Source organism: Kitasatospora cinereorecta, assembly GCF_024172095.1.
GTDB lineage: Bacteria > Actinomycetota > Actinomycetes > Streptomycetales > Streptomycetaceae > Kitasatospora > Kitasatospora cinereorecta.
Genome location: NZ_JAMZDX010000005.1, coordinates 488,339 through 514,203, shown reverse-complemented (window position 1 = coordinate 514,203; position 25,865 = coordinate 488,339). Strand labels below are relative to the sequence as shown.

General features: G+C 74.6%; 27 protein-coding genes. 13 read left to right on the top strand and 14 right to left on the bottom strand.

Annotated features, from left to right (window positions below; translation table 11 throughout):
* Positions 1-46 precede the first annotated feature (46 nt).
* Both FHR36_RS27940 and FHR36_RS27935 read left to right on the top strand, forming a co-directional pair.
* On the top strand, positions 47-3,340 hold the full coding sequence (locus FHR36_RS27940; protein WP_253801506.1) for an error-prone DNA polymerase: 3,294 nt from the start codon (positions 47-49) through the stop codon (positions 3,338-3,340).
* Positions 3,341-3,419: 79 nt separating this feature from the next.
* The gene (locus FHR36_RS27935; RefSeq protein WP_253801504.1) at positions 3,420-3,770 is read left to right on the top strand and encodes a hypothetical protein; all 351 of its coding nucleotides are present in this window, start codon (positions 3,420-3,422) and stop codon (positions 3,768-3,770) included.
* Between the two features lie 103 nt (positions 3,771-3,873).
* On the opposite strand, the gene FHR36_RS27930 is transcribed toward FHR36_RS27935, so the two are convergent.
* Positions 3,874-4,566: an aspartate/glutamate racemase family protein gene (locus tag FHR36_RS27930; protein ID WP_253801501.1), complete on the bottom strand. Its 693-nt coding sequence runs from the start codon at positions 4,564-4,566 to the stop codon at positions 3,874-3,876.
* A 30-nt stretch (positions 4,567-4,596) separates the two neighbouring features.
* Positions 4,597-5,385, bottom strand: a complete 789-nt coding sequence (locus FHR36_RS27925) for a TIGR03084 family metal-binding protein (protein ID WP_253801498.1) — start codon at positions 5,383-5,385, stop codon at positions 4,597-4,599.
* Between the two features lie 110 nt (positions 5,386-5,495).
* Between FHR36_RS27925 and FHR36_RS27920 the strand changes: the two genes are divergently transcribed.
* Positions 5,496-6,335: a LuxR C-terminal-related transcriptional regulator gene (locus FHR36_RS27920; protein ID WP_253801497.1), complete on the top strand. Its 840-nt coding sequence runs from the start codon at positions 5,496-5,498 to the stop codon at positions 6,333-6,335.
* Between the two features lie 36 nt (positions 6,336-6,371).
* Here the strand turns inward: FHR36_RS27920 and FHR36_RS27915 are convergent, their stop codons facing one another.
* Positions 6,372-7,904, bottom strand: a complete 1,533-nt coding sequence (locus FHR36_RS27915) for an AMP-binding protein (RefSeq protein ID WP_253801494.1) — start codon at positions 7,902-7,904, stop codon at positions 6,372-6,374.
* A 182-nt stretch (positions 7,905-8,086) separates the two neighbouring features.
* Here FHR36_RS27915 and FHR36_RS27910 point away from each other — a divergent pair, with 182 nt between their 5' ends.
* The gene (locus FHR36_RS27910) at positions 8,087-8,713 is read left to right on the top strand and encodes an NAD(P)-dependent oxidoreductase (RefSeq protein ID WP_253801492.1); all 627 of its coding nucleotides are present in this window, start codon (positions 8,087-8,089) and stop codon (positions 8,711-8,713) included.
* A 37-nt stretch (positions 8,714-8,750) separates the two neighbouring features.
* On the opposite strand, the gene FHR36_RS27905 is transcribed toward FHR36_RS27910, so the two are convergent.
* Entirely contained in the window at positions 8,751-9,533 is a 783-nt protein-coding gene (locus FHR36_RS27905) for a dioxygenase family protein (RefSeq protein WP_253801489.1), read from the bottom strand.
* Between the two features lie 89 nt (positions 9,534-9,622).
* Here FHR36_RS27905 and FHR36_RS27900 point away from each other — a divergent pair, with 89 nt between their 5' ends.
* Entirely contained in the window at positions 9,623-10,087 is a 465-nt protein-coding gene (locus FHR36_RS27900) for a MarR family winged helix-turn-helix transcriptional regulator (protein WP_253801486.1), read from the top strand.
* Positions 10,088-10,108: 21 nt separating this feature from the next.
* On the opposite strand, the gene FHR36_RS27895 is transcribed toward FHR36_RS27900, so the two are convergent.
* Positions 10,109-11,641, bottom strand: coding sequence for a PucR family transcriptional regulator (locus FHR36_RS27895; RefSeq protein ID WP_253801484.1), 1,533 nt, complete (start codon positions 11,639-11,641; stop codon positions 10,109-10,111).
* Between the two features lie 294 nt (positions 11,642-11,935).
* On the opposite strand from FHR36_RS27895, the gene FHR36_RS27890 reads away from it, so the two are divergent.
* Positions 11,936-12,394: a molybdopterin-dependent oxidoreductase gene (locus FHR36_RS27890; RefSeq protein ID WP_308199652.1), complete on the top strand. Its 459-nt coding sequence runs from the start codon at positions 11,936-11,938 to the stop codon at positions 12,392-12,394.
* Here FHR36_RS27890 and FHR36_RS27885 read toward each other — a convergent pair.
* From FHR36_RS27885 to FHR36_RS27875, 3 genes are all read right to left on the bottom strand, one after another.
* Positions 12,360-12,782: a TOBE domain-containing protein gene (locus FHR36_RS27885; protein WP_253801481.1), complete on the bottom strand. Its 423-nt coding sequence runs from the start codon at positions 12,780-12,782 to the stop codon at positions 12,360-12,362. The genes FHR36_RS27890 and FHR36_RS27885 overlap by 35 nt on opposite strands.
* Before the next feature lie 71 nt (positions 12,783-12,853).
* The gene (locus FHR36_RS27880; protein WP_253801479.1) at positions 12,854-13,942 is read right to left on the bottom strand and encodes a WD40/YVTN/BNR-like repeat-containing protein; all 1,089 of its coding nucleotides are present in this window, start codon (positions 13,940-13,942) and stop codon (positions 12,854-12,856) included.
* 172 nt (positions 13,943-14,114) lie between these two features.
* Positions 14,115-15,614, bottom strand: coding sequence for an APC family permease (locus tag FHR36_RS27875; RefSeq protein ID WP_253801476.1), 1,500 nt, complete (start codon positions 15,612-15,614; stop codon positions 14,115-14,117).
* A gap of 147 nt (positions 15,615-15,761) precedes the next feature.
* Here FHR36_RS27875 and FHR36_RS27870 point away from each other — a divergent pair, with 147 nt between their 5' ends.
* Positions 15,762-16,373, top strand: a complete 612-nt coding sequence (locus tag FHR36_RS27870; protein WP_253801473.1) for a TetR/AcrR family transcriptional regulator C-terminal domain-containing protein — start codon at positions 15,762-15,764, stop codon at positions 16,371-16,373.
* 196 nt (positions 16,374-16,569) lie between these two features.
* On the opposite strand, the gene FHR36_RS27865 is transcribed toward FHR36_RS27870, so the two are convergent.
* Both FHR36_RS27865 and trxA read right to left on the bottom strand, forming a co-directional pair.
* Entirely contained in the window at positions 16,570-17,229 is a 660-nt protein-coding gene (locus FHR36_RS27865; protein WP_253801471.1) for an HAD family hydrolase, read from the bottom strand.
* Positions 17,230-17,313: 84 nt separating this feature from the next.
* Entirely contained in the window at positions 17,314-17,691 is a 378-nt protein-coding gene (gene trxA, locus FHR36_RS27860; protein WP_253801469.1) for a thioredoxin, read from the bottom strand.
* Between the two features lie 196 nt (positions 17,692-17,887).
* On the opposite strand from trxA, the gene FHR36_RS27855 reads away from it, so the two are divergent.
* The 3 genes from FHR36_RS27855 (at position 17,888) to FHR36_RS27845 (ending at position 20,014) form a co-directional block, all read left to right on the top strand.
* Positions 17,888-18,478, top strand: a complete 591-nt coding sequence (locus FHR36_RS27855; protein WP_253801466.1) for a hypothetical protein — start codon at positions 17,888-17,890, stop codon at positions 18,476-18,478.
* 229 nt (positions 18,479-18,707) lie between these two features.
* A complete protein-coding gene (locus tag FHR36_RS27850; protein WP_253801464.1) occupies positions 18,708-19,292 on the top strand; it encodes a sigma-70 family RNA polymerase sigma factor in 585 nt (194 codons plus the stop codon).
* Positions 19,289-20,014 carry a zf-HC2 domain-containing protein gene (locus tag FHR36_RS27845; RefSeq protein ID WP_253801462.1) on the top strand — a complete coding sequence of 242 codons (726 nt, stop codon included), beginning with the start codon at positions 19,289-19,291 and terminating at the stop codon, positions 20,012-20,014. The genes FHR36_RS27850 and FHR36_RS27845 overlap by 4 nt, the downstream gene beginning before the upstream one ends.
* On the opposite strand, the gene FHR36_RS27840 is transcribed toward FHR36_RS27845, so the two are convergent.
* On the bottom strand, positions 19,992-20,636 hold the full coding sequence (locus FHR36_RS27840; RefSeq protein WP_253801459.1) for a hypothetical protein: 645 nt from the start codon (positions 20,634-20,636) through the stop codon (positions 19,992-19,994). The two genes, FHR36_RS27845 and FHR36_RS27840, sit on opposite strands and share 23 nt — an antisense overlap.
* 138 nt (positions 20,637-20,774) lie before the next feature.
* On the opposite strand from FHR36_RS27840, the gene FHR36_RS27835 reads away from it, so the two are divergent.
* Entirely contained in the window at positions 20,775-20,951 is a 177-nt protein-coding gene (locus FHR36_RS27835) for a hypothetical protein (protein ID WP_253801457.1), read from the top strand.
* Positions 20,952-21,051: 100 nt separating this feature from the next.
* Positions 21,052-21,321, top strand: a complete 270-nt coding sequence (locus FHR36_RS27830) for a DUF1876 domain-containing protein (protein WP_253801455.1) — start codon at positions 21,052-21,054, stop codon at positions 21,319-21,321.
* Between the two features lie 45 nt (positions 21,322-21,366).
* On the opposite strand, the gene FHR36_RS27825 is transcribed toward FHR36_RS27830, so the two are convergent.
* Together FHR36_RS27825 and FHR36_RS27820 are read right to left on the bottom strand one after the other, a co-directional pair.
* Positions 21,367-22,620 (bottom strand): MFS transporter, encoded by a 1,254-nt coding sequence (locus tag FHR36_RS27825; protein ID WP_253801453.1) that lies wholly within the window; start codon positions 22,618-22,620, stop codon positions 21,367-21,369.
* Between the two features lie 155 nt (positions 22,621-22,775).
* The gene (locus FHR36_RS27820; RefSeq protein ID WP_253801451.1) at positions 22,776-23,987 is read right to left on the bottom strand and encodes an NAD(P)/FAD-dependent oxidoreductase; all 1,212 of its coding nucleotides are present in this window, start codon (positions 23,985-23,987) and stop codon (positions 22,776-22,778) included.
* A 213-nt stretch (positions 23,988-24,200) separates the two neighbouring features.
* Here FHR36_RS27820 and FHR36_RS27815 point away from each other — a divergent pair, with 213 nt between their 5' ends.
* A complete protein-coding gene (locus FHR36_RS27815) occupies positions 24,201-24,971 on the top strand; it encodes a VOC family protein (RefSeq protein ID WP_253801450.1) in 771 nt (256 codons plus the stop codon).
* Here the strand turns inward: FHR36_RS27815 and FHR36_RS27810 are convergent.
* Positions 24,955-25,800: a DUF2470 domain-containing protein gene (locus tag FHR36_RS27810; RefSeq protein ID WP_253801448.1), complete on the bottom strand. Its 846-nt coding sequence runs from the start codon at positions 25,798-25,800 to the stop codon at positions 24,955-24,957. The genes FHR36_RS27815 and FHR36_RS27810 overlap by 17 nt on opposite strands.
* Between the last annotated feature and the right edge of the window lie 65 nt (positions 25,801-25,865).

Below are 25,865 nucleotides of genomic sequence, written 5' to 3'. Positions count from 1 at the left end.
ACCGACCGAACCGCAGGGGGGCCTGCACCACGGAGCACGAACCGCGATGGGATTCACCAGCCACCCCTTGCTCCCCTGGCACGAGTTGCACCGCCGCCTGTCCGGCGGTCCGGCGCCCGCCCCGGGGGAGGACGGGACCGCACCCCCCGGGCCTCCCGAACCCCTCGGCCCCCTCGGCCCCTTCGAGCCGCCCGTCGTCCCCGACCCGGACCCGCCCGCCGCCCCCGACCCGGACACCGTCCCCTGGGCGGAACTGCACGTCCACTCCGCCTTCAGCTTCCTGGACGGCGCCAGCGAGCCCGAACTGCTGGTCGAGGAGGCCGCCCGGCTCGGCATCGAGGCCCTCGCGCTGACCGACCACGACGGCCTGTACGGGGCGGTCCGGTTCGCCGAGGCGGCACGGGAGTTCGGCGTGGGCACGGTGTTCGGCGCGGAGCTCTCGCTCACCCCCGACGAGCACCTGCTGGTGCTCGCCCGCAGCGCCGACGGCTACCGCCGCCTGTCCGCCGCGATCAGCGCCGCCCAGCTGCGCGGCGGCGCCAAGAACAGCCCGGCGTACGACTTCGCCGAGCTGGCCGCGGCGCACGGCGGCGAGTGGGCGGTGCTGACCGGCTGCCGCAAGGGCCGGGTGCCCGCCGCGCTGGCCGCCGGCCGGCCGCGGGCCGTCCCGTCCGCGGCGGACGACCGGCACGCCGAGGACGAACTCCGGTTCCTCGCCGAGGCGTTCGGCCCGGAGAACGTCTTCGTGGAACTGATCGACCAGCGGCTGCCCGGCGACGACCGGCGCAACGACCGGCTGGCCGCCCTCGCGGCCCGCACCGGCCTGACCGCGGTGGCCTCCCACAACGTCCACCACGCCACCCCCGGCGAGGGCCGGCTGGCACAGAGCCTGGCCGCCCTGCACGACCGCCGTACCCTGCACGACGCGGCCGGCTGGACCATGGCGGCCGGCACCGCCCACCTGCGCTCGGGCCGGGAGACGGCCACCCGGCTGGCCCGCTTCCCCGGGGTGCGGGAGGCCACCGTCGACCTGGCCCGCGCCTGCGCCTTCGACTTCGGCGGCCTGAACCCCCGCCTCCCCGGCTTCCCCTGCCCGGACGGCCGGACCGAGACCGAGCACCTGCGCGCCCTGGTGGCCGAGGCCGGACCGTCCCGCTTCGGGCCCGGCAACGAGCCCGCCCGGCGCCAACTCGCCCGCGAACTCGACGTGATCGAGGCCCGCGACCTCGCCGGGTACTTCCTGATCGTCCACGACATCGTCGACTTCTGCCGCCGCGAGGACATCTGGTGCCAGGGCCGCGGCTCGGCCGCCAACTCGGCGGTCTGCTACGCCCTCGGCATCACCGCCGTCGACCCGATCGAGTACGGGCTGCTGTTCGAGCGCTTCCTCAGCGTCGCCCGCGACGGGCCGCCCGACATCGACCTGGACATCGAGAACCGCCGCCGCGAGGAGGTCATCCAGTACGTCTACCGCCGCTACGGACGCCGGCACGCCGCCCAGGTGGCCAACGTCATCACCTACCGGCCCCGGCTCGCGCTGCGCGACGCCGCCCGCGCGCTCGGCTACCCGATGGGCCAGATCGAGGCGTTCACCCGGCAGGTCGACTTCCGCTCCGCACCGGCCGAGGACGCCGTCATCCCCGCCGACGTCCTCGAACTCGGCGCCCAACTCCACGGCCTGCCACGCCACCTGGGCATCCACTCGGGCGGCATGGTGCTCACCCGGGAGCCGATCGGCGAGGTCTGCCCCACCGAATGGGCCCGGATGCCCGGCCGGTCCGTCCTGCAGTGGGACAAGGACTCCACCGCCGGCGCCGGCCTGGTCAAGATCGACCTGCTCGGGCTCGGCATGCTCGCCGCCCTGCACGACACCTGCGACCTGATCGCCGCCCACCACGGCGACCGCTACCGGCTGTCCGACATCCCCACCGAGGACCCCGACGTCTACGAGATGCTCTGCCGGGCCGACACCGTCGGCGTCTTCCAGGTCGAGTCCCGCGCCCAGATGGCCACCCTGCCCCGGCTCCGCCCGCGGCGGTTCTACGACCTGGTGGTCGAAGTCGCCCTCATCCGACCCGGACCCATCCAGGGCGGCTCGGTCCACCCGTACCTGCGCCGCCGCGAGGGCGTGGAACGCTCCGACTGCCCGCACCCGCTGATGGAGCGGGCCCTGCAGAAGACCCTCGGCGTGCCCCTGTTCCAGGAACAGATGATGCAACTCGCCATCGACTGCGCCGGATTCAGCCCCGACGAAGCCGACCGGCTGCGCCAGGCGATGGGCTCCAAACGCTCCCACCAGCGGGTCGCGGTGCTGCGCGCCCGACTGCTGGAAGGCATGGCCGAACGCGGCATCCCGCCCGAGGTCGCCGAGGACGTCTACACCAAGATCGAGGCCTTCTCCAACTACGGCTTCCCCGAGTCGCACGCGATCAGCTTCGCCTACCTGGTGTACGCCAGCTCCTGGCTCAAGTACCACTACCCGGCCGCCTTCACCTGCGCACTGCTGGCCAACCAGCCGATGGGCTTCTACTCGCCGCTCAGCCTGGTCGCCGACGTCCGGCGGCACGGGGTGCGGGTGCGCGGCGTCGACGTCAACGCCAGCGGGCCCGGCCCCACCCTGGAACCCGGCGACCGGCCGTCCGCCCCGCCGCCGCTCACCGCGGGCAAGCCGCAGCCCGCCATCCGCCTCGGACTCACCACCGTCCGCGGCCTCGGCCCCGCCCAGGCCGAAGCGGTCGCCGCCGGCCGCCCGTACACCGACCTGGAGGACTTCGCCCGCCGCACCGGCCTGCCCGGACCCGTCCTCGAAGCCCTCGCCACCGCCGACGCCTTCTCCTGCTTCGGCCTGACCCGCCGCCAGGCCCTGTGGTCCGCCGGGGTGTTCGCCTCCTCGCACGAAGGCACCATCCCCGGCACCGCACCCGGCGCCGAGGCGCCCCCACTGCCCCGGATGACCCCGATCGAGGAGACCATCGCCGACCTGTGGGCCACCGGCACCTCCGCCACCAGCCACCCCGTCCAGCACCTGCGCGCATTCCTGCACCGCGGCGGCGCCCTCACCGCCGCCGAACTCCAACACGTCCCGCACGGCACCTCCGTGGTGGTCGGCGCCCTGGTCACCCACCGCCAGCGCCCGCCCACCGCCGGCGGCGTGCTCTTCCTCAGCCTGGAGGACGAGACCGGCCTGATCAACGCGGTCTGCAGCCGCCCCGTCTGGGAGTCCAACCGCCGCACCGTCCTCGAACGCGCCGGCCTCCTCGTCCACGGCCACATCGAACGCCACCACGGCGCCACCAACCTGATCGCCACCCGCATCACCCCCCTCCGCCTCGGCCCCTGACCGGGCGGCCAGTGCCGCGTCGGGCAGCCTTTGCCCGTCGAGGGGCGAAGGTTGCCCGACGCGGCACTACCCTCGGAGGATGGGGAAACGGCGACTGCGGCGGCTGAGGATCGGCGACGCCGAGTACCTGTGGAGCGGGCAGATCGGCTACGTCGGGACCGTCCCGGACGAGCAGCGCTGCGTGCACCTGCGGATCTCCGCGCGGCGCGGCGTCACGCTGGCGGCGACCCTGGTCTCCGCCGGCCCGCTCGGCCCGTGGGGTGCGGCCACCGACAGCTCGTACCCGACCCCGGGCACCGTCCGCGCCGTCCTCGACCTCGCCCTGGACCACGGCTGGAACCCGCACGCGGACGACCCCGCCTTCGCCCTCACCGCCACCCTCGACGGCTGGGACGTCCACGCACCCACCCGACGGTTCGCGCAGGCGTAGGCGAGGGAGAATGCTCCGGCGGCAGGGCGCGGAGGGAGCAGGGCGTGGAGTGGGACGGGGTACCGAATACCAGCAGCACCACTGACCGGTACGACGGCGGCCGTCAGGTGGTGAGGGCGGTGCGGACGGCGGCTTCGGCGTGGAGGCGGGTGGTGGCGAAGAGGGGGACGGGGCTGTCCTCGGGGCGGACGAGGAGTTCGATCTCGGTGCAGCCGAGGACGATGCCCTCGGCGCCGGACGCCACCAGGTCGGCGATCACCGCCCGGTACGCGGCCCGGGAGTCGTCGCGGACGATGCCGAGGCACAGTTCCTCGTAGATGACCCGGTGCACCTCGGCCCGCCCCGCAGCGTCCGGGACCAGGACGTCCAGGCCGTGCGAGGCGAGCCGCTCGCGGTAGAAGTCCTGCTCCATGGTGAACGCCGTACCGAGCAGGCCGACCTTGCCGAGGCCCGCCGCGAGGACGGCCTCTGCCGTGGTGTCGGCCAGGTGCAGCAGCGGTACGGCGACGGCTCCCGCCACCTGGTCGGCGACCTTGTGCATGGTGTTGGTGCAGATCAGCAGCAGTTCGGCGCCGGCCGCCTCAAGCGACCGCGCCGCGGCGGCGAGCACCTCGCCCGCTTCCTCCCACTGCCCGGCAACCTGCAGCCGCTCGATCTCCGCGAAGTCGACCGAGTACAGCACGCACTTCGCGGAGTGCAGCCCGCCGAGGCGCTCGCGCACCAGGACGTTCAGCAGGCGGTAGTACTCCGCCGTCGATTCCCAGCTCATCCCGCCGATCAACCCGATGGTCTTCATCGGGCCACTCTGGCATACACGCCGGTGCGGTCAGCCGTTGCGGGGCGGGCGGCCGGGGCCGGGTGGGCCGGCGAAGGCCTGGGCGATGGGGAGCCAGGCGTGGGCGACCGGGCCGTGGGCGGTGACGGCGAGGTCGTCGCGGTGGCGGCGCTGGGTGACGAGGAGGCAGAAGTCGAGGGCGGGGGCGGTGACGCGGTCGGTGGCGTCGTCGGGGCCCCAGGTCCACAGGTCGCCGTCGGGGGAGGTGAGTTCGACCCGGACGGGGGTTTCGGGGGAGGGGTGGCCGTTGATGGCGAAGGCGAAGCCGAGGGTGCGGACGCCGAGGTGGGCGATGTGGCGCAGGCGCGCGGTGGGGGTGCGGGTGGCGCCGAGGGCGTCGGCGACGTCCTGGCCGTGGGCCCAGGTCTCCATGAGTCGGGCGGTGGCCATGGAGGGGGCCTTCATCGGCGGGCCGAACCAGGGCAGCCGGGTGTCTGCGGGGACGGCGGCGAGGGTGGCGAGCACTTCCTCGCGGCCGGCCCGCCAGCGGGCGAGCAGGGTGACGGGTGGTTCGCCGGCGCCTTCGGCGGCGCCGCGGTCGACGGCGTCGGCGCCGGTCGCGTACTCCTTGGCGAGGGCGGCGGCGAAGCCGTCCGGGTCGTGGGCGGAGAGCAGCGACCAGCGGTCGGTCCAGGCGAGGTGGGAGAGCTGGTGGGCGACGGTCCATCCGGGTGAGGGGGTCGGGGTGGCGAGCCCGTCGGTGTCGAGGCGGGTCACCAGTGCGTCCAGGTCGGCGTTCTCGGCGCGCAGGTCGTCGAGCAGGGCGGAGAGGTCTGCCATGGGTGGGTCGTCCTTCCTGTCGGTGGCTCAGTCCTACCAGTTGGGAACACCGGCGAGTAGGGGGTGGCGCAACCCTGGTGGGCGGCTGATCTCCGTGTGAGAATCGCGCCGTGACCGGGGTGTACGGGGCTTCCACCGGAGTGGAGCGGGTTTCCGCGGGCGCGGCGGGCGTGGACGCGGCGGGCGTGGACGCCCGGGCGGCCGCGCTGGTCCGTGACGCGGTGCTGGGCGACCTGGCCCGCCGGGTGGTGAGCGAGTGCGGGGCGGACGTGGGTCTGGTCGGGGTCCCGGACCGGGTGGAGCGGCCGGGCCTGATGGTGCTGCGGCACTGGGCGGGCACCCGGGCGGAGCTGCTGCACGATCTGGACGTGCCGATCGGCACCGGTCTCGGCGGCCGGGCGCTGGCGGAGCGGGCGCCGACGTGGGTGTCGGACTACCGTGCGGCGACCACCATTTCGCACCACTACGACGCCGCGGTCTGCGCCGAGGACCTGTACGCGATGCTGACCGTGCCGCTGGTGGCGGACGGGGTGGTGCACGGCGTGGTGTACGCGTCGCTGCGTTCGGTGGTGCCGTTCGGCGACGTCCGGATCGGTTCGGTGGCGGGGCTGGCGGGTGCGGCGACGCGGGCGCTGGCGGGCGCCGCCGCCTGGTGCGCCGCGGCCGTCGATCGACCCGCCGGGCGGCCTACCGCTCAGCCTGTCGATCGGCCCGCCGGGCGCCCGGGGGAGGCGCCGCGGCAGCCGGCGTCGGCCCGCCGGCTCACCCCGCGCGAACTGGAGGTGCTCCGCTGGGCGGCGACGGGCCGGACCAATCCGGAGATCGCCGCCCAGCTGGGCCTCACCCGCAACACCGTGACCGGCTACCTGAAGGGCGCGATGCACAAGCTGGGCGCCCGCAACCGGGTCGAACTCACCCTCACCGCACGGGAGTCGGGCCTGGTCGACTGAGCCGGTCGGCTCGGTGTCGGTTCGGTCGACCCAGGCTCAGTTGACCTTGCGTTCCCGTCCGGCCCAGTACGGCTCGCGCAGCCGGAACTTCTGCAGCTTGCCGGTGGTGGTGCGCGGCAGGTCCGCGCGGAACTCGACCGAGGTGGGTGCCTTGTAGCCGGCCAGCCGCTGCTTGCAGTGCGCGATCAGCTCGGCCTCGCCGACGTCGTGGCCCTCGCGGCGGACCACCAGCGCCTTGATCGTCTCGCCCCACTTCTCGTCCGGCACGCCGATCACCGCGACCTCGGCGACCGCCGGGTGGTCGTAGAGGCAGTCCTCCACCTCGATGGAGGAGACGTTCTCCCCGCCGGTGATGATGACGTCCTTCTTGCGGTCGGAGATGGTCAGGTAGCCGTCGGTGAGGGTGCCGCCGTCGCCGGTGTGGAACCAGTCGTCGCGCAGGGCGGCGGCGGTCTCCTCGGGCTGGTTCCAGTAGCCCGCCAGCACGGTGTTGGAGCGGACCACCACCTCGCCCTGCCCGTCCACCCGAAGCTGGGTGCCGAGCGCGGGGGCGCCGGCCTGGACCAGCTTCTCGGCCCGCTCGGCGGCCGGCAGCGCGTCCCACTCGGCGCGCGAGCGGTTGACGGTGACCACCGGGGAGGTCTCGGTCAGGCCGTAGATCTGCATGAACTCCCAGCCCAGCTCCTCCTCGACGCGCTGCACCACGGAGGTGGGCGGCGGCGCGCCGGCCACGATGATCCGGACCTTGTCGCGGCCGGGGACCGGCCCGTCCCAGGTCTCGGCGGCGGCCAGCACCATGGACACCACGGCGGGCGCGCCGCACAGGAAGGTCACCCCGTGCCGCTCGATCCGGCGCAGGATCTCCGCGCCGTCGACCTTCCGCAGCACCACGTGCTGCGCGCCGAGCCCGGTGAGCGCGAACGGCAGCCCCCAGCCGTTGGCGTGGAACATCGGCAGGGTGTGCAGGTAGACGTCCCGGTCGCCGGCGCCGAAGTGCAGGCCCATCAGCACCGCGTTCAGCCAGATGTTGCGGTGGGTGAGCTGGACTCCCTTGGGGCGGGCGGTGGTTCCGCTGGTGTAGTTGATGGTCGCGGTGTCGTTCTCGTCGATCGGGTGCGCCACCGGCTCGTGCTCGAAGTCGTACAGCTGCGCGTCGCTCTCGGTGCCGAGCACGAAGCGGTGCTTGACCGCGATGCCGGCCAGCGCCTCGTCCACCTCGGGGTCGACCAGCAGCACCGAGGCGCCGCTCTGCTCGACGATGTACGCGACCTCCTCCGCGCGCAGCCGGAAGTTGATCGGGACCAGCACCCGGCCGTGGCCGCTCACCCCGAACAGCGCGGTCATCAGGCGGGCCGAGTTGTGCGAGACGATGGCGACCCGCTCGCCGGGGCCGACGCCGAGCCGGTCCAGTCCGGCGGCCTGGGCGCGGGCCAGCCGGGCCATCCGCCGGTAGTCGACCTCGCCCCAGGATTCGGCGGGCTGCAGGGGTTCGTCGATGATCCCGATCCGGTCGCCGTAGACCTGCTCGGCCCGGTCGAGGAAGTCCATCACGGTGAGTGGAGTCTGCATGCGGCCACTGTGCCCACTGCGGGGGCGGCCTGCACACCCCCGTTCGGGGGTGTTACCCGGACGGAGGCAGTCGGCGGGGGCAGTCGGCGCCTCCTCGTCCGGCCGCGCTCGTGCCGCTGCCGTCGGTCCGACCGTCCGCGTGGTAGTGATGGGGCCGGGGGCAGACGGAAGGCGGGCAGCTCGTGGCGCGGATCGCCGTGATCGGGGCGAACGGCAACATCGGCCGGTGCATCGTGACCGAGGCGCTGGCTCGCGGCCACGAGGTGACGGCGGTGGTCCGCGACCTCGACCGCTACCAGGGCCTGGCGATCGCGGTCCTGCCCGCGGACGTGCTCGATCCGGAGGACGTGGCCCGCGTCGCCGCCGGGCAGGACGTGCTGGTGAGCGCGGTCGGCGGCGGCCGGCTGGTCGCCCCGGCGGCCCACGCCCTGGTCGCCGGTCTGCGTGAACTCGGCGGCGACGCACCGCGGTTGGTGGTGGTCGGCGGCGCGGGTAGCCTGCTGCTGCGGCCCGGCGTACGGGTCTGGGACGCGCCGGGGCTGCCGGAGCCGATGCGGCAGACCCTGCACGCGCACGGCGAGGCGCTCGCCTACCTCGAAACCGTCGCCGACCTGGGCTGGACGGTGCTCAGCCCGGCCGAGACGCTGGAGGCGGGCGAGCGCACCGGCCACTACCGCACCGGCACCGACCACGCGGTGCTGGACGGCGAGGGCCGCAGCCGGATCTCCATCCCCGACTACGCGGCGGCCCTGGTCGACGAGATCGAGCAGCCCCGCCACCTCGGCGAGCGCTTCACCGTCGGCTACTGAGAACGGACTGCCGGCTGCCGAGGACGGACCGTACGCCTCAGCCGAGTTGGATCGACCGCTTGGCCAGGCCCATCCAGAAGCCGTCGATCACGCTGCGCTGCGCGCCGAGGTCGGCCTCGCCCGCGCCGAGGGTGACGAACAGCGGGGCGAAGTGCTCGGTGCGCGGGTGCGCAAGCCGGCCGGCCGGTGCCTTGTGCTCGAAGTCGAGCAGGGCGTCGAGGTCGTGGGCCTCCAGCGCGCGCCGTCCCCAGTCGTCGAACTCGGCCATCACCGAGGTGACCCGGCCGTCGGCGGAGAGGGCCCGCAGGTTGTGGGTGAAGAAGCCGCTGCCGACGATCAGCACGCCCTCGTCCCGCAGCGGGGCGAGCCGACGGCCGATCTCCAGCAGCCGCTGCGGCTCCAGGGTGGGCAGCGAGATCTGCAGCACCGGCACGTCCGCCGCGGGGAACATCTCCACCAGCGGCACGTACGCGCCGTGGTCCAGGCCCCGGTCGGGGACGTCCTGCACGGGCGTGCCGGCGGTACGGAGCAGCTTGCGGACGCTCTCGGCGAGTTCGGGCGCGCCCGGAGCGGCGTACCGGACCCGGTAGTAGTGCTCGGGGAAGCCCCAGAAGTCGTACACCAGGGGGAGGGTGGTGGTGGCGCCGATGGCCAGGGGCGCCTCCTCCCAGTGGGCGGAGACCATCAGGACGGCCTTCGGCCGGGGCAGTTCGGCGGACCAGGCGGCGAGCTGGCCGGGCCAGACGGGGTCGTCGGCGAGCGGCGGGGCGCCGTGGGAGAGGTAGAGCGCGGGCATGCGCTCCGGGGTGGCGGTGCTCATCGGGTCCTCCTGGTGGTTCAAATTTGAACCGTTCTGCTTCCGACGGTACACCCGAGTTCGAATTTGAACAACCGGGGTAGGATGGCCCCATGGACGAACCCCGCTGGCTCAACGAGAACGAGATGGCCGCCTGGCGGGGCTTCGTCGCCGCCACCAACCTGGTCGCCCGCCACCTCGAGCGGCAGCTCAAGGACGACGCCGGGCTGTCGCACACCCAGTACGAGATCCTCGTCCAGCTCTCCGCGGCACCGGACGGCTCACTGCGGATGACCGACCTGGCCGACCGGCTGATCACCTCCAAGAGCGGGCTGACCTACCAGATCACCCAGCTGGAGAAGGCCGGACTGGTGGGTCGCCGGTCCTGTCCCAGCGACGTGCGCGGCGTCTTCGCCGAGATCACCGAGGAGGGCTGGCGGGTGCTGCGCGAAGCGGCGCCCGGCCATGTCGCCGCCGTCCGCGCGGCGCTGATCGACGTGCTCACCCCCGAACAGCTCACCGGCCTCGCCGACAGCCTCGGCACGGTCAGCGACCGGCTGCGCGCCACCGACGGCTGAACCCGGGGTGCCCGGAGGGGATCACCGGGTGCCCGCAGGGGTGCAGAGCAACGCGGCCCGCAGGTCGAGCCGGTCCGAGAGCCGGGCCAGGCTGCGACCGGTCAGCTCCTCGATCCGCCGCACCCGGTAGTGCACCGTGTTGACGTGCACGTGCAGCGCCCCGGCCGTCCGCGACCAGGAGCAGTCGTGGTCCAGGAAGGCCGCCAGGGTGCCCAGCAGCGAGACGCTGTTGCCGCGGTCGTGGGCGGCCAGCGGGGCCAGCAGGCGGCCGTGGAAGGCGGCGGTCACCTCGGCCGGGATGCCGCGCAGCAGTGCGCCGAGCGAGTCCAGTTCGCCGCTGCAGCCGACCGGCCCGCCGACCCGCGACTCCAGCGCGTACCCGGCCTGCACCAGGGCCGCGCGCAGTGCTGACGCCTCGGTCGGCGCCGCGGGCCCGACCCCGGCGCACAGCTCCTGGCGGGCCCCCAGCCGGGCCTGGAGCTGCGGACGGGCGGCGCGCAGCGCGGCGGTGACCGCGGCGGCCGGTGCCGCCGCCAGGCCGGTGGCGCCGCCCCGGCCGTCCGGGGCTGCGACGAAGGGCGCGCCGGTGCCGTGCAGCGCCTCGGCCAGCGCGGCCGCCGCCCAGGTCGCCGAACCGCCGGAGATCCGCGCGGTCACCGGGGTCAGCGGGCGCCCCTCCGGCAGGCCGCAGGCGGCCAGCGCGTCCGGCAGGCCCGGCCCGCCGCCCTGTTCGATCAGCTCCACCGCGCGGACGGCGGTCTGGCGCTGCGCCGCCGCCGTCGCCCGGGCCCGTACGGCCAGCGGGGCCAGGAGTTCGGCCAGTCCGTGCAGCAGGGTCACCTCGGCGGCGTCCGGCTCGGCGTGCGGGTGCAGCTGCCAGCCGTCGAACGGGGAGTCGCCGCGCGGCCCGACCGGGATCGCGGCCGGCCCGCCCTTTCCCGCTGCGCCGGACGCGGTCGGCGGCCGGGCGGTGTCCGGTGGCCGGGCGGTGTCCGGGGCGGAACTGCCCAGCGGCCGGCCGCCGGCCGTGGTCAGCGAGCAGTCGGGCAGGCCCAGCCGGGTCACCGCCCGGGCCAGCACCTCGGTGGCGTCGGCCCCGGCGTGCAGCAGCCCGACCAGGTCCCGCCGGACGGTCTCCGGCACCGCGGCGGCGCCCTGGGTGCGGGCCTGCAGGTCGCCCCACAGTCGCAGGTAGACCCGGTCGGTGACGGCGCGGAAGCTGGTGCCGGCGGGCACCGACAGCAGTGGGATGCCGTGGGTCCGGCAGGCGGTGACCAGTTCGGCCGGCACCGCCCCGTGGGTGCCCTCGCCGGCCAGCAGGGCCGCGACCCGGGCGCTGCGCAGCGAGGTGGCGAACCGGACGGCGGCCGAGGCGTCCTCGGGCCGCCACCACACCAGCCCGGTGAGGACCAGCTCGCCGCGCTGCAGGTAGCGCGCCGGGTCCTGGAGGTCGGTGGAGGTCACCCCGGTGACCTGGCGGCCGAGCAGCTCGGGCGTGGCCCAGGCCACCCCGATGTGCAGGTCGTCCAGCTCCAGCAGGTCTCCGACGATCATATGTTCTCGCTCCTGGCCGTCCCTCGCTAAAGCGAGGCAATCGTGTGCTCAAGCATCGTAAATGCCAGGGGAGTCGGTGACGGTTTCCTTGGGTGATCGACCAGTTCGCGAGGTCTGTCCGCCGGTCGGAGCCGGTCGTCCGCACGGTTGCGCGGGAGGTGGCAACTGCCAGGGGGAATGGCTGCCATTCATCGCAGATGCCGGTGAAATTCGCGCGACATCGGGGTATCTGCGAGGTGGCGTGGGTACCACCCCTCGCGGGTCGCAGGGCGCGGCCCGGGAAGGAGTCGCACCGTGCGGATCCACGGCCGGCTGGAGGAGCCGGTGGAGCTGACCGTGGCGCAGCTGCGGGAGCTGCCGGCCCACCGGGTGCAGGTCAGCTTCGACTGCCTGGGCAGCGGCGAGCAGCGCCACGGCTTCGAGGGGCCGAAGCTGTGGGACGTGCTGTGCGCCGCGCGGCCCCGGGTCGACCTCAGTGGCCGCAAGCAGCGCCTGCGCTTCCTGCTGACCGTCACCGGCGCGGACGGGCACTGCGCGGTGCTCTCCTGGGCGGAGATCGACCCGGAGTTCGGTGGCCAGCAGATCCTGCTGGCCACCAGCATCGACGGCGCCCCGCTGGACGAGGCCGGGCCGCAGCTGGTCGTCCCGGCCGACCACTGCGGGGCGCGCTACATCAGCGCGATCACCGAGGTCTGGCTCGGCCCGGCCCCGGAGCCGGTCATGCCGAGGCCAGCGACACCTCGGTCGACTTGATCAGCGCCACCACCGGCGTACCGGCCGTCAGCACCAGCTCGGCGGCCGCGTCGGCGGTGATCGCCGAGGTCAGCTCGCCACCGCCGTCCATCACGACCTGGACCGCCGCCATCGCCCCGCCGGTGGACACCGACGCGACCGTACCGGTCAGCTGGTTGCGGATCGACACCCCGGCGACCGGCCCGGTGGCCAGCGCGACCTCGGTGGCCTTCACCAGCGCGCGCACCGCGCTGCCCGGCGCCAGGCCGAGCTCCTTCACCGCGTCCAGCGTCACCGCGGCGGTCAGCTCCTGCCCGGCCGCCACCCGGACCCGGACGGTGGCCATCACCGCGCCCTCGGTGACCGAGGAGACCGTGCCGGGGATCTGATTGCGGATGGAGAGGGTCATGGCGGTTCGTCACCTTTCGTCGGCGGCATTCTGATCGGCCCCCGCAGGGATGCCCCGGGGGCGGGTGTGCCCTACGGCAGCGCGGCGGCGCGTACGCACAGCACGTCCGGCAGGTGCGAGGCGAGCAGCGTCCAGCTGTCCCCCTCGTCCGCGGAGCCGTACACCTCGCCGTTGCGGTTGCCGAAGTACACCCCGGCCGGGTCGGCGTCGTCGGTGCAGAGCGCGTCGCGCAGCACCACGCCGTAGTGGTCCTCGGTGGGCAGTCCGACGGAGAGCGGCTCCCAGCTCCCGCCGGCGTCCCGGGTGCGGAAGACCCGGCAGCGGTGGCCGACCGGCATCCGCGCGTAGTCCGCCTCCAGGGGGAACAGGTACGCCGTGCCCGGCGTGCGCGGGTGGGCGGCCAGCCCGAAGCCGAACTCGGCGGGCAGCCCGTCGGCGATCGAGGACCAGCTGTGCCCGGCGTCGTCGCTGCGGTAGACGCCGCCGTGGTTCTGCAGGTACAGGCGGTCGTGGTCGCCGCCGTCCACCGCGACCTTGTGCACGCACTGGCCGAACTCCGGGTACTCGTCCGGCAGGAACTGCGCCCGGATCCCGGCGTTGGACGGCTCCCAGCTCGCCCCGCCGTCCTGCGAGCGGTACACGCCGCCGGTGGAGACCGCGACGGTGAGTGCCGCCGGGTCGCGCGGGTCGGTGACGATGGTGTGCAGCCCCTGGCCGCCGAAGCCGGCGTTCCACTCGGAGCGCTGCGGGTGCTCCCAGAGCGCCTCGACCAGCGAGAAGGTCTCGCCGCGGTCCGTCGAGCGGAACAGCGCGGCCGGCTGGGTGCCCGCGTACACCACGTCCGGCGCCTCCGGCCCCGCCGGGTGCAGCTGCCAGACGCGCTCCAGCGAGGCGCCGGTCTGCTCGGGGAACTTCACCGCGGGCTTGTCTGGCTCCCGCCAGTTCGCGCCCAGGTCGTCCGACCACCACACCGACGGGCCCCAGTGGCTGCTGTCGGCGCCGGCCAGCAGCCGGACCCGGCCGCCCCGGCGGTCGACGCCCACCGAGTACACCGCGTTCATCGGGAAGTGCGGGCCGGTGAACTCCCACGCCTTCCGGTCGGGGCTGCGCCCCAGGAAGAGTCCCTTCTGGGTCCCTACGGCCAACAGCACCTCGGGCATGGCGTTTTCCCACCTGGCTCGGCGAACGGACGGTCCCCGGGCGCCAGTCTGCTCCGCCCGCCCCGCCGCCGCACGTCACCGCGCCGGGCACCGGCCGCGGAGTTCGCGGCTGTCGGCGCCCGGCGCGGCGGGTGCGGCGGGTGCGGCGTGGTGGGTCCGGTCGGGGCGGGGCTCAGAGCACGGCGGGCGCCAGCTCGTCGGTCCGGCCCTCGCCCGGGTCGCCGTCGCGCATCAGCCGCTGCGGGCGCTTGACCAGCAGGTACGCCGCACCGGCCACGGTCACCACGCCGGTGCCCAGCAGCGCGGCCCACACCTGGTACCAGGGCGCGCCGGGCGGCGCCAGTACGGCCCGCGGCCAGCAGATGTTGGCCACCTCCAGGCCGGTCCACAGCACCGCCAGCACGTTCAGCGGGGTACCCCAGCGGCCGTACGAGACCTCGCCGGCCGGACGCCAGGTGCCGCGCAGGCGGGCGACCAGGGCGGCCACGCAGAGCAGGAAGAACGGCAGGAAGGTCGCCGCGGTGCCGAAGGTGATCAGGCTGCCGATGGCGGTCGACTCCAGCCCCAGCGGCAGCGCCGCACAGCTGATCAGCGTCGCCGCCACCAGTCCGCCGATCGGCGCCTTGTGCCGGTTGATCCGGCGCACCTGCGCGGCGAACGGGAAGACGCCGTCCCGGGCGAGCGAGTAGAGGCCGCGGGCCGCGCCGCCCTGCGAGGCCATCAGGCAGGCGGTGAAACTGACCAGCACCACCACCACGAACGGCTTGGCCGACCAGTCGCCGAAGCCGGTGGTGACCGCGGTGGTCACCGGATCGAGGTCGGTGCCCGCGACCACCCGGGCCGGATCCGGGTGGGCCAGCGCGACCGAGACCGCGTTCAGCACCACCACCGCACCGACGCTCAGCAGCGCCCAGCGCATCGCCCGCGGCACCTGGCGGGCCGCGTCCTTGGTCTCCTCGGCGGTGGACACGCAGGCGTCGAAGCCGATGAACGCCCAGCCGCCGACCGCGATCACCGCCAGGAAGGACATCACGTCACTGCTGCCGGTGGCGGCCGGCGCGTCCAGGGTGTCCAGCAGCAGCCCGAAGCCGTGCACCCGGAAGAACAGCAGCAGCGCCAGTCCCACGCCGACCGAGGCGACGGCCTCGGCGGCGATGCCCAGCGACACGAACCCGCGCAGCAGGTTGATCCCGTACGCGTTGACCAGCGTGCAGCACAGCATGAACCCGACCGCCGTCAGCACCAGTTGCGGCGGGGTCGGGGTGGCGCCGAAGAGCGCGAAGAACCAGGGCGCGGCCAGGTACGCGACCGTGGTGTTGGCGAACATCACCGCGAACTGCCACATCCAGCCGGTCATCCAGGCGAACGACGGTCCGGCCAGTCGACGGCTCCACTGGTACGCGCCGCCGGCCAGCGGCCACTGCGACGCCAGCTCGGAGTACACCCCGACCACCAGCAGCTGGCCGAGCAGGCACACCGGCAGCGCCCACACCCACGCGCCGCCGTCCACGGCCATGCCGACCTGGGCCACGGCGTACAGGCCCACCACGGGGGAGACCACGGCGAAGCCCATGGAGATGTTGCCGAGCACACCGAGGCTGCGGCGCAGCTCCTGGTGGTAGCCGAGGGCTGCCAGCCGGTCGCTGTCGGTCCTCTGCGGGACGTCGTTCATGTCGGGCCACCTTGCGGTTCGACTAAAACTAACTTTGTTAGTCGGGGACCGTAGTCGCTGCCCACCGGTAACGGAAGGGGTCGACACCAGGCTGTAACGTGGGCCCGCGGCCGACCGGGCCGCGGCCGAGCCGGAGAGGGCGGGGGCGTGGGGCGACCGAGCAGGGCACTGCTGAGCAGGGAGATCATCGCCAGGGCGGCCCTCGCCGTGGTCGACGAGGACGGCCCCGGCGGCCTCACCATGCGGGCCCTTGCCGACCGCCTCGGCGTCAAGGCCGCCTCGCTCTACAACCACGTCGACGGCAAGGACGAACTCCTCGACGCGGTCGCCGAACTGGTCAACGCCGAGATCGACCTCACCCCGCTCGACGACCCCGACTGGCGCACCGGCCTCGCCGCCTACGCCCGCGGCTACCGCGCCGTCTTCCTGCGCCACCCCAACACGATCGCGCTGCTCGCCCGCCGCCGCGTCGAGGCCGGCCGCCAGCTGCTCACCTACGACACCCTGCTCGCCGCACTCACCCGCGCCGGCCTCGCCCCCGCGGACGCCGCCGAAGCCGCCGCCGCACTCGACTACCTCGTCCTCGGCTCGGCGCTGGAGACCTTCACCGCCGGCTTCACCCGCGACACCGCCACCTACCGCCCCGACTACCCGTCCCTCGCCGGCGCCCTCGAAGCCTCCGCCGACCGCGGCCCGGGCCTCGACGACCGCGGCTTCGAGCTGGCGCTCCGCCTGCTCCTGTCCGGCCTGGGCTGCTGAGCCACGCCGCAGGGGTGAGGTGGCGCCGGGCGGGCCTGCGGCGTCCGCCGACTGCGGCGTTCGAGGGCCGTGGCTTCGCGCTGGCGTTCCGCCTGCTCCTGTCCGGCCTGGGCGCGCGGGAGGTGCCGCGGTGCTTCCGGTTCGGTCTGCTGACCCCGCCGGAGGCGGGAGGTGCGGTGGCCCGGGGCTGGGCGGGTCAGTGGGCGGGGACCTGGCCCAGGAGGGTGGGGAGGTGGGACATGTCGTCGAAGACGACGGTGTCCGGGCCCTGGAGCCACTCGGCCGGGGTGAGTCCGCCGGCGTAGCCGAGGGCTCGCATGCCCGCCGCGCGGGCCGCGGCCACGCCGTGGCGGCTGTCCTCGACCACGATGCAGCGGGAGGGGGCGACGCCCATGCGCGCGGCGGCGTGCAGGAAGAGGTCGGGGGCCGGTTTGCCGTGGGCGACCTCGCTCGCGCTGAAGATCCGGCCTTCGAAGCGCGGCAGCAGGCCGGTGCTGCCGAGGGTGGTCCGCAGGCGCGGGTGGCTGCTGCTGGAGGCGACGCAGGTCGGGAGGGTGATCCGGTCCAGGGCTTCGACGATGCCGTCGACCGGCGCGAGTTCGTTGGCGAAGGCCTCGTCGTAGAGGTGCTGGAACTCGTCCTCCCAGCCGTCCGGGAGGCGCCGGCCGAGGTGGGCCTCGATCTGCTCGACCATCGACCGGTGCGAGCGGCCGACGAAGCGGTGGACGATCTCCTCGGTGGTCAGCTCCCACCCGAGGGCGGCCAGGACCACCGCGTCCACCCGTACCGCCAGCCGCTCGCTGTCCAGCAGCACGCCGTCGCAGTCGAAGATCACCAGTTCGATCGCATCGTTCATTCCGTGAAGTCTACGACGGAACGATCATGCTCCCTGCTCCGATGATCCCGACCGGACGGCGTACCCGGACAGCGGGCCGGTGGGTCAGCCGGCCGCCTTCTGGGCGGCGACCTTGGCGTGCACCTCGGTCATGTCCAGCGCGCGGGCCTGGCTGATCAGGTCGTCCAGCGCCTGCTCCGGCAGCGCGCCGGGCTGTGCGAACACCAGCACCCCTTCGCGGATGATCGCCAGGGTCGGGATCGACCGGATCTCGAACGCGGCCGCCAGCTCCTGCTGCGCCTCGGTGTCGACCTTGGCGAAGGTGAGGTCCTGGTGCTTCTCGGACGCGCGCTCGAAGACCGGCGCGAACGACCGGCACGGCCCGCACCAGGCCGCCCAGAAGTCGATCAGGACGAACTCCTTGCCGTCCGGACCCTCGACCACGTCGTCGAAGTTGTCCTTGGTCAGCTCGACCGTGCTCACAGCTTCCACCTGCCCTTCGCAAGCTCTGTCGGACGCGTCAACCGCACCGGCCGCCGCGCTATTCCGCAGGAAATCCGCGGCGCCTTGAACGCTCCGCCCGTCCGGTCCGTACCCAAGGGGGAACGGGCGTTCGCGCCACCCGGGGAGCCGGAAGGCTCCCCAAGCCACTGCCGCCCAGGTCCGTGGGGAACCCGCCATGCCCAGGAACAGCCGTCTCGCCCTCGCCGTCGCCTCCGGCCTGGCCGCCACCGCCCTCGTCGCGGCGTGCGGCTCGTCCGGCTCGTCGCCGACCGGCCAGCCCTCCAACCCGCCGGCGAGCAGCGCGCCCGCCGCGCCCTCCTCTCCGTCCACCGGCACGCCGTCCACGCCGAACAGCGGCAAGCCGGCGCTGATGACCACGACCACGACCTCGCTCGGCACCGTCGTCACCGACGGCAACGGGTTCACGCTGTACCGGTTCGACAAGGACACCGCGAGCCCGTCCATGTCCAACTGCACCGGGACCTGCGCCAGTACCTGGCCGCCGGCCCTGGCCGGCGGTGACACCTCGCAGCTCAAGGGCATCGACAGCAAGCTGGTGTCCACCGTCACCCGGTCCGACGGCAGCAAGCAACTCACCCTGAACGGCTGGCCGTTGTACCGCTACGGGGCCGACAGCAAGCCCGGCGACACCAAGGGCCAGGGCGTCATGGGCATCTGGTTCGCCGCGACACCCACCGGCGGCAAGGCGATGGCCGCGTCCCAGCCCGCGAGCCCGAGCACCGGTGGGGGCGGCTACGGCTACTGAGAGCCCGGTCCGGCCGCCGGCCGCAGACCGCCGGCGCCGTCGGTACCGGGCCGCCGGGCCCGGCCGGTACCGATCCGCCGGCCGGGTGGGTGCGGCGCGGGCGCCCGCGCCGCACCCCTGTGGTTATCGACAGCAACCGCCTCCGACTTGAGGCGGCGGCCCGGAGCGTCCGGCCGTGGCGGGCGGGACGCGAGGGCCGAGAACGGACCGTCTCGACCTGGAGGTACAGGTGCGCAAGGATGGCGCCGTGGCCGAGCATCCCCGTACCTGGGGCCCCTCCGACCGGGCCGCCCGTCCCAGCGGCGCCGGCACGGACGAGGAGCTGATGCGGGCGCTCTACCGCGACCACGCGGGGCCACTGTTCGGCTTCGTGCTGCGACTGGTCGCGGGCGACCGGCAGCGCGCCGAGGACGTGGTGCAGGAGACGCTGGTGCGCGCCTGGCGCAACATCGACCACCTGGACGCCGGGCAGGGCAACCTGCGCCCCTGGCTGGTCACGGTCGCCCGGCGGATCGTGATCGACAACCACCGCAGCAGCCGGGCCCGCCCGCACGAGGTCGACCCGGCCCCGCTCGAGCTGCTGCCCGCCGAGGACGAACTCGAGCGGGCGCTGCGGCTGATGACCATCTCCGAGGCGCTCGACGACCTCACCGAGGCCCACCGCACGGTGATCGTCGAGACCTACCTGAAGGGCAGGACCGTCAACGAGGCGGCCGCCCTGCTCGGCGTCCCGCCGGGTACGGTTCGGTCCCGGATCTTCTATGCGCTGAGAGCGTTGAAGCTCGCGCTCGAGGAACGAGGAGTGACATCGTGACGCCGTACCACGCGCACCCGGACGACCGCGACGACCACGTCGACGTCGGCGCGTACGTCCTCGGCGTCCTCGACCCGGACGACCGGCAGCGGTTCGAGACCCACCTGGCCGGCTGCACGCGCTGCGCCGCCGAGGTCGACGAACTCTCCGGCCTGACCCCGCTGCTCGCCGAACTCGCCGAGTCCCGCGCCGAGTCGGCGGCCGGCGCCCCCGGCGCATCAGCATCAGTGCCCGCACCCGCGCCCGGACCCGAGCTGCTGGACCGGCTGATCGCCGAGGTCAGTACCACCAGGCGGCGCAGCCGCGTCCGCCGCCTGGTCCTCGCGGCGTGCGCCGCGCTGATCGCGTTCGGCGGTCCGGCCGCGACCTGGGCGCTCACCCAGGCGCCGGCCCAGGTCGCCGTCGCGGCGCAGCAGTTCAGTGCGACCGATGCCGCGACCGGTGTCTCGGCCCAGGTCGGGGTCACCGCGAAGACCTGGGGCAGCCAGATCACCCTGGCGCTCTCCAACGTGAACGGCCCGCTCACCTGCGACCTGGTCGCGGTCTCGCCCGCGGGCGAGCGCCAGACGGTCACCACCTGGGCCGTCCCGCCCGCCGGCTACACCTCCAGCACCCTGCACACCGCCGGCGGCACCGCCCTCGCGCCGTCCGCCATCGACCACTTCGAGGTCCGCACCCTCGACACCGGCCGGCTCCTGGTCACCGTCCCCACCCACGCCTGACCTGCTCCCCGTCCCCCGGGCCGCCCACGTGCTCCCGGCGCCAGATCGCCGGCCAGGCCGCCTCCGTGTCCCCCGGGTGGTGCTGACGGCCGCAGGGGCAGGGGCGCCGTTCCACCCGGCAGCCGCGGCACCATTCGACGAAGCCGTGGCCGGTGGCCCGCAGGCCGGGATCCCGCTCGTCGCCGCAGTGCGGGCACCCGGGCAGGTCCGCACCGTCGGCCAGGGCGATCCGCCGCCGCACGTACGCGGGCAGGTCGAGCGGCGGGTGGACGGTCGGGTCCGCCCACGCCACCGGGAACGGCCCGGCCGACCACCACGGCTCCCCGGGCCGCGTGCCGCGCCGGCCGAGCCGCTTCTCGGTGCGGCGCCCGGCGATCCACCGCTCGGCGTGGGCCCGCCACAGCTCCCGTGCCTCGTGCAGTTCCTCCACCGCGCGGGCCAGCGACTGCGGGTCGTCGCCGAGGTCGCGGGGGATCCGGGCGCTCAGGGTCAGGTGGTGGTACGTGCCGCGCAGCCCGTACGGGGCGAAGCAGGTCAGGCAGGTCCGCAGGGCGGAGAGCCGCCGGTACGGGGGCAGGGCGGGGTCGAGGACCCGGCGCCGGTGGGTGCGGAAGCTGGTCATCGCGGCAGTCTGCGCGGCCCGGGCCCGCGCGGCGAGCGGTTTTCCCGGGCGTCGCGCCGGGCGGCCGGGGCGCACACTGGGAAGGGAGGAGGCCACGTGCGGCGCGGCGGTCCGGCCGGCGGGCGCGTGGGCGGTGCCATGACGAAGATCCCGCTGCTCTGCCCGCGCTGCGGCCATGCGCAGCGCGTCGAACCGGGCGGCCCGCAGAAGACGTTGCGGGTGGTGCACGCCGACACGGGCGAGGAGAGCTGCCGACCGGTGGAGACCGCGGTGGCCGCCGGCCGCGAGGCGCAGCCGCCCGAGCCCAGGCTCTGACCGGCCGGGCTCGGGGCAAAGTGGCCCGCCGGGGGTGGCGGGCGCACGCTGGAAGGGCCGGAAAGGCCCAGGAAACCCGCACCCCCAGGAGGTGGCGGCCATGAGGACGCTCGTCGGATGGCACATCGAGATGGAGTTCGCGGAGGACGGCGACCGGACCAAGGCCGCCGCGATGGTGCGCCTCGCGGACGGCACCGAGGTCCGCGGTCACGGCTACAGCACCCGACACCACGCCGACAGCCCGCAGCTGCGCGTGGGCGAGGAGGTGGCCGGCGCGCGGGCGCTGAACGACCTCGCCATGCAGCTGCTGACCAAGGCCCACGGGGAGCTCAAGGAGGGCGCGACCGTTCCCGACTACCCGCCGGCGTGAGCGAGAACGCGGGCTGATCCGCCTGCCGCTCCGGCGGCCGCACCGTCAGCTGCCCACCAGGCGTTCCCGACCGGCCGCGAGGTCCGCGGCCGGGTCGGCGTCGCGGGTGCGTTCGGCCCGGCGGACGGCAGGCGCCATGGCGGTGCCCGCGAGCGCGAAGACCAGGCCGAGCGCCAGCCAGCCGGGCGGTCCCCAGCCGAGCACCACGGTGGTCAGCAGGGCCGGTCCCAGCATCCTGGCGAGCGCCACCCCGGTGCCGAAGAAGCCCTGGTACTGGCCCTGCCGGTCGGCCGGCGCCAGGCCGAAGCCGATCTCCCAGGCGCCGGAGGCCAGCATCATCTCGCCGAGCACCTGCACGGCGCCGGCCGCCAGCAGCACCGCGGCGGCCGTCCAGCCGCTGTGCCCGGCGGCGGAGAGCGCGAAGCCCGCGCAGGACAGCCCGAGCAGCACCCCGGCCCACCGCACGTACCGGGCCGCCGAGGCCAGTCCCTTCACCCCGCGCGCCACCCGCACCTGGAAGACCACCACGCTCAGCGTGTTGAGCACCAGCAGTCCGGCGGCGAGCCAGTCGGGTGCGGCGGTCCGCCCGACGATCCACAGCGGGAGGATCAGCGACAGCAGCGGCATGTAGAGCAGCATCACCGCGTTGATCAGCGCCACCAGCGCGTACGGGCGGTCGCGCAGCACCGCCAGCCGCGGCGCGCCCGGCTCCGCCGCCACCGGCTGCACGGCGGGCAGCCGCAGCAGCAGTGCGGCCGAGCCGAGGAAGGCCAGCGCGTCCACGCCCAGCACGGTCAGGTACGCGGCCCGGGTGTCCAGGTGCAGGGCGACGCCGCCGAGCGCGGCGCCGACGGCGAGCCCGGCGTTCACCGTGGACTGCAGGAACGCCCGTACCCCGGTGCGGCGTTCGGGCTCCACCAGGCCGGCGAGCAGCGCCTGCCGGGCGGCGGAGAGACCGGTCTGGGCGCAGGCGTAGCCGACGGCCGCCAGCAGGAACCCGGGGAAGGAGCGGACCAGCAGGAAGGCGGCCACCGTGACCGCCGTCGCCACCGCCAGGGCGGCGGCCGTACCGCGCGGCCCGCGACGGTCGGCGAGATGCCCGAGCGGCACCCCGGCGAACGCGCCGACCGCCCAGGCGAGGGTGAGGCCGAGGCCGATCCCGCCCGGCGACAGCCCCACCACCCGGGTGAAGTACAGCGCCGAGCACACCAGGTACGCGCCGTCGCCCACCGCGTTGGTCAACTGCGCCGTCGCCAGCAGCCGCGGCGCGCCCGCCGGTGGCAGCCATCCGCCCGCCATCGCGTCCCCCCGTTCCCCGTCGGCCGTTCGGCAGGACGCCGGCGCGACGCGGGGACCGACCACCCGGGCGCCGTACGCATCCCACCCCGTCCGGCCGGGCCGGCGCAAGGCGGTTCCGTACGGCGCCCGAGTGCGTCGGCGGGCCTCCGGCCGGGTCAGGGCAGTTCGTTCAGCGGGACGGCGGGGTCGGCGAGGCGGTCCGGGTCGACCGGGCGGCCGGAGGAGACCAGGGCGCGGATCGGGTCGGTGACGTCCCAGACGTTGACGTTCATGCCGGCCAGCACCCGGCGTTCGGCGTCCAGCCAGAACGCGACGAACTCCCGCCCCGCCACGTCGCCGCGGAACACCACCCGGTCGTAGCCGCCCGGTTCGACGTACCCGGTGTACTCCATGCCGAGGTCGTACTGGTCGGTGAAGAAGTACGGCACCCGGTCGTACACGGCGTCCTGTCCGAGCATCGAACGGGCCGCCACCGCAGGCTGGTTGAGCGCGTTGGCCCAGTGCTCGACCCGGATCGGCCGGCCCAGCACCGGATGGTCGGCGTTGGCCACGTCGCCGGCGGCGAACACGTCGGGGTGCGAGGTGCGCAGGTGCGCGTCGGTGCGCACGCCGTTGTCCACGGTCAGTCCGGCGTCGGCGGCCAGCGCGGTGTTCGGGGCGATGCCCACGCCCACCACCACGGCGTCCGCCGGGACGACGGTGCCGTCGCCCAGCTGCACCCCGTCGGTGCGGATCGCCGCGACCTGCACGCCGAAGCGCAGCTCCACACCGTGCGCCCGATGCAGGTCGGCGAAGACCTGCGCCACCTCCCGGCCGAGCACCCGCAGCAGCGGCAGCTCGGCCACCTCCAGCACGGTCACCTCGCAGCCCGCGGCGCGGGCCGCCGCCGCGGTCTCCAGCCCGATCCACCCGGCGCCGACCACCACCACCCGGGCGCCCGGCCGGAACGCCGCCTTCAGCCGCTCGCTGTCGCCGACCCGGCGCAGGTAGAGCACGTGCTCGGCGTCCCCGCCGGGCACCGGGATCCGGCGCGGCGAGGCACCGGTCGCCAGCAGCAGCTTCCCGAAGCCGACCCGCTCGCCGTCGGCGAGGGTGACCGTGCGGGCGGCCAGGTCCAGTGCGGTGGCCGCGGTGCCGAGCCGCAGGTCGACGCCGTGCTCGGCGTACCAGCCGGCCGGGTGCACGAAGATCTTCTCGCGTTCGGTCTTGCCCAGGAGGTAGCCCTTGGAGAGCGGCGGCCGTTCGTACGGGCGGTCAGGCTCCTCGCCGATCAGCACGATCGGGCCCTGGTGGCCCTCCGCGCGCAGTGCCTCGGCCGCCTTGGCGCCGGCCAGGCTCGCCCCCAGGATGACGTGAGTGGTGTCCATACCCGTACTCCTTCCACCGAATGCCCGGTTCCACCGAATCCCCGCCGACGATCGCACCCGGGCCGCGTCCCCCTCCACCCGCCGCGCCGCGTCCGCCCTCCCGAGCGGCGCCCGGTGGCCCGGCACAGCCCGCGCGCTGATCCGACGTGACCCGAACGAGAGGGCCTAGGCTCTGTGCAGAGCCGACGGTGACCTCGGAAGGAGACTTCGCGGATGGGTGAGCAGACGGTCCGGGTGCGCTGCGTTGCGGCCGCGCCGTGCTGGGTCAGCCTGATGGCCCGTGATCTCGACACCGCGAGGGCCTTCTACGGTCCGCTGCTGGGGTGGACGTTCGAGGCGGGGCCGGACCGGTGGGGGCCGTACCTGCGGGCCGTGGTGGACGGGGTGGAGGTGGCCGGGCTCGGCGTGGTCGCGGGGGACTGGCAGCCGCCGGTCGCCTGGACCACCTACTTCGGCACCGAGAGCGCCGACCGGGTGGGCGAGGCGATCCGCGAGCGCGGCGGCACCCTGGCGGTCGGCCCGCTGCGCTTCGACGCCGGTCGGCTCGCGCTGGCGGCGGACCCGTTCGGCGCCGTCTTCGGGGTCTGGGAGGGCGAGCCGGGCGAGGACGTCTGGACGGAGACGCCGGGCGCCCCGGTCTGGATCGAGCTGCGTACCGCCGACCCGTTCGCCGCCGCGCTCTTCTACGGCGAGGTGTTCCGCTGGGACGACCGCGACCCGTCGCACTTCGAGGTCCGCTACGAGCACGAGCGGGTGGTGCTGCGTTCGGAGGGCCGGAGCGTGGCGGCGCTGCGCGGGGCGAGGGACATCGCGCCGCACTGGGAGGTGTTCTTCTCGGTGACGGACACGGACGAGGCGGTGAAGCGCGCGGTGGAGCTCGGCGGCCGGATCGCCGGCGACCCGGTGGACACCCCGTACGGGCGGGTGGCCCGGGTCGCGGACCGCGAGGGCGGGCTCTTCTCGGTGATCAGCCCGAGTTCCTGACCTGCGCGAACAGGCGGTGCATGGCCTCCGGGAGCTGCTCGGGGCCGTCCAGCGGGCGGGGGAAGTCGAATCGGGCGTCCATCAGCTCCGCGTTCCCGTCGGCGCCGATCATCCGCACCCGCAGGCCGTAGCGGTCGAGGGCGACCGGCCGGACCCGGACCGGTTCGCGGCCGGCCCAGGAGGTGGCCGCCGCGCCGGAGCCGACGGCCCGGCGGCCGAGGTCGTCCAGCTGGTCGGCGTGGGCGGCGTCCAGGTGCTGGAGCAGCCCGGCCTCCTCGGCGGCGACCGGGTCGGCCGCGGCGGCGGTGAAGGCGGCGAGGTCGATGCAGCAGTCGAAGCCCCGGAGGTCGTCGACGGCCAGGTGGTCGAGTTCCAGGCGCAGCTGCGTCCGTCCGGCGGGGGAGACCCGGGGGAAGAGCGTGTCGAAGGGCTCGCCGGGCGCCGGGAGGGTGAGCCGGCCCTGGGCGAGGGCGCGGCCGCGGATGCGGTGGGGGAGGGCGACCGGGGCGACGTCGACGGCCTCCAGCTCGGCGGCCGGCTCGTCCTGCCAGGCGTCCTCCCGGGCTGCGTGCCGGCCATGCGGTGGGGCTTCGGACTGCGCTGCCCGCCGGGTCAGTGCGGCGATGGCGGCGATCCGGTGGAGCGGGGAGTCGGTCTCGACCAGGACGGCGAGGGCGCCGTCGGGCAGCACCGCGCAGTCGACCAGCGGCGGGAGGCCGGGTCGGGCGGTGAGGTCGACGCCGGGGATGTCCAGCACCACCGAGGAGGCGTTCGCCAGCAGGGTGCGCACCCGTTCCGCCGGGGTGGGCGCGTTCTCGGTGTCGGGCATCCGGGACCTCCTCATTAAGTTAGGTGAGCCTAACCTAATGATCGCCCGGCTGGGAAGTGCTCCGC

Coding starts and splice junctions, on each gene's coding strand:
- FHR36_RS27815 (WP_253801450.1), top strand. CDS start 24,201: ATGGGTGAGCAGACGGTCCGGGTGCGCTGCGTTGCGGCCGCGCCGTGC.
- FHR36_RS27820 (WP_253801451.1), bottom strand. CDS start 23,987: ATGGACACCACTCACGTCATCCTGGGGGCGAGCCTGGCCGGCGCCAAG.
- FHR36_RS27880 (WP_253801479.1), bottom strand. CDS start 13,942: ATGCCCGAGGTGCTGTTGGCCGTAGGGACCCAGAAGGGACTCTTCCTG.
- FHR36_RS27895 (WP_253801484.1), bottom strand. CDS start 11,641: ATGATCGTCGGAGACCTGCTGGAGCTGGACGACCTGCACATCGGGGTG.
- FHR36_RS27900 (WP_253801486.1), top strand. CDS start 9,623: ATGGACGAACCCCGCTGGCTCAACGAGAACGAGATGGCCGCCTGGCGG.
- FHR36_RS27855 (WP_253801466.1), top strand. CDS start 17,888: ATGCCCAGGAACAGCCGTCTCGCCCTCGCCGTCGCCTCCGGCCTGGCC.
- FHR36_RS27915 (WP_253801494.1), bottom strand. CDS start 7,904: ATGCAGACTCCACTCACCGTGATGGACTTCCTCGACCGGGCCGAGCAG.
- FHR36_RS27940 (WP_253801506.1), top strand. CDS start 47: ATGGGATTCACCAGCCACCCCTTGCTCCCCTGGCACGAGTTGCACCGC.
- FHR36_RS27830 (WP_253801455.1), top strand. CDS start 21,052: ATGAGGACGCTCGTCGGATGGCACATCGAGATGGAGTTCGCGGAGGAC.
- FHR36_RS27885 (WP_253801481.1), bottom strand. CDS start 12,782: ATGACCCTCTCCATCCGCAATCAGATCCCCGGCACGGTCTCCTCGGTC.
- FHR36_RS27930 (WP_253801501.1), bottom strand. CDS start 4,566: ATGAAGACCATCGGGTTGATCGGCGGGATGAGCTGGGAATCGACGGCG.
- FHR36_RS27810 (WP_253801448.1), bottom strand. CDS start 25,800: ATGCCCGACACCGAGAACGCGCCCACCCCGGCGGAACGGGTGCGCACC.
- FHR36_RS27835 (WP_253801457.1), top strand. CDS start 20,775: ATGACGAAGATCCCGCTGCTCTGCCCGCGCTGCGGCCATGCGCAGCGC.
- FHR36_RS27875 (WP_253801476.1), bottom strand. CDS start 15,614: ATGAACGACGTCCCGCAGAGGACCGACAGCGACCGGCTGGCAGCCCTC.
- FHR36_RS27905 (WP_253801489.1), bottom strand. CDS start 9,533: ATGAGCACCGCCACCCCGGAGCGCATGCCCGCGCTCTACCTCTCCCAC.
- FHR36_RS27865 (WP_253801471.1), bottom strand. CDS start 17,229: ATGAACGATGCGATCGAACTGGTGATCTTCGACTGCGACGGCGTGCTG.
- FHR36_RS27925 (WP_253801498.1), bottom strand. CDS start 5,385: ATGGCAGACCTCTCCGCCCTGCTCGACGACCTGCGCGCCGAGAACGCC.
- FHR36_RS27825 (WP_253801453.1), bottom strand. CDS start 22,620: ATGGCGGGCGGATGGCTGCCACCGGCGGGCGCGCCGCGGCTGCTGGCG.
- FHR36_RS27840 (WP_253801459.1), bottom strand. CDS start 20,636: ATGACCAGCTTCCGCACCCACCGGCGCCGGGTCCTCGACCCCGCCCTG.
- FHR36_RS27935 (WP_253801504.1), top strand. CDS start 3,420: ATGGGGAAACGGCGACTGCGGCGGCTGAGGATCGGCGACGCCGAGTAC.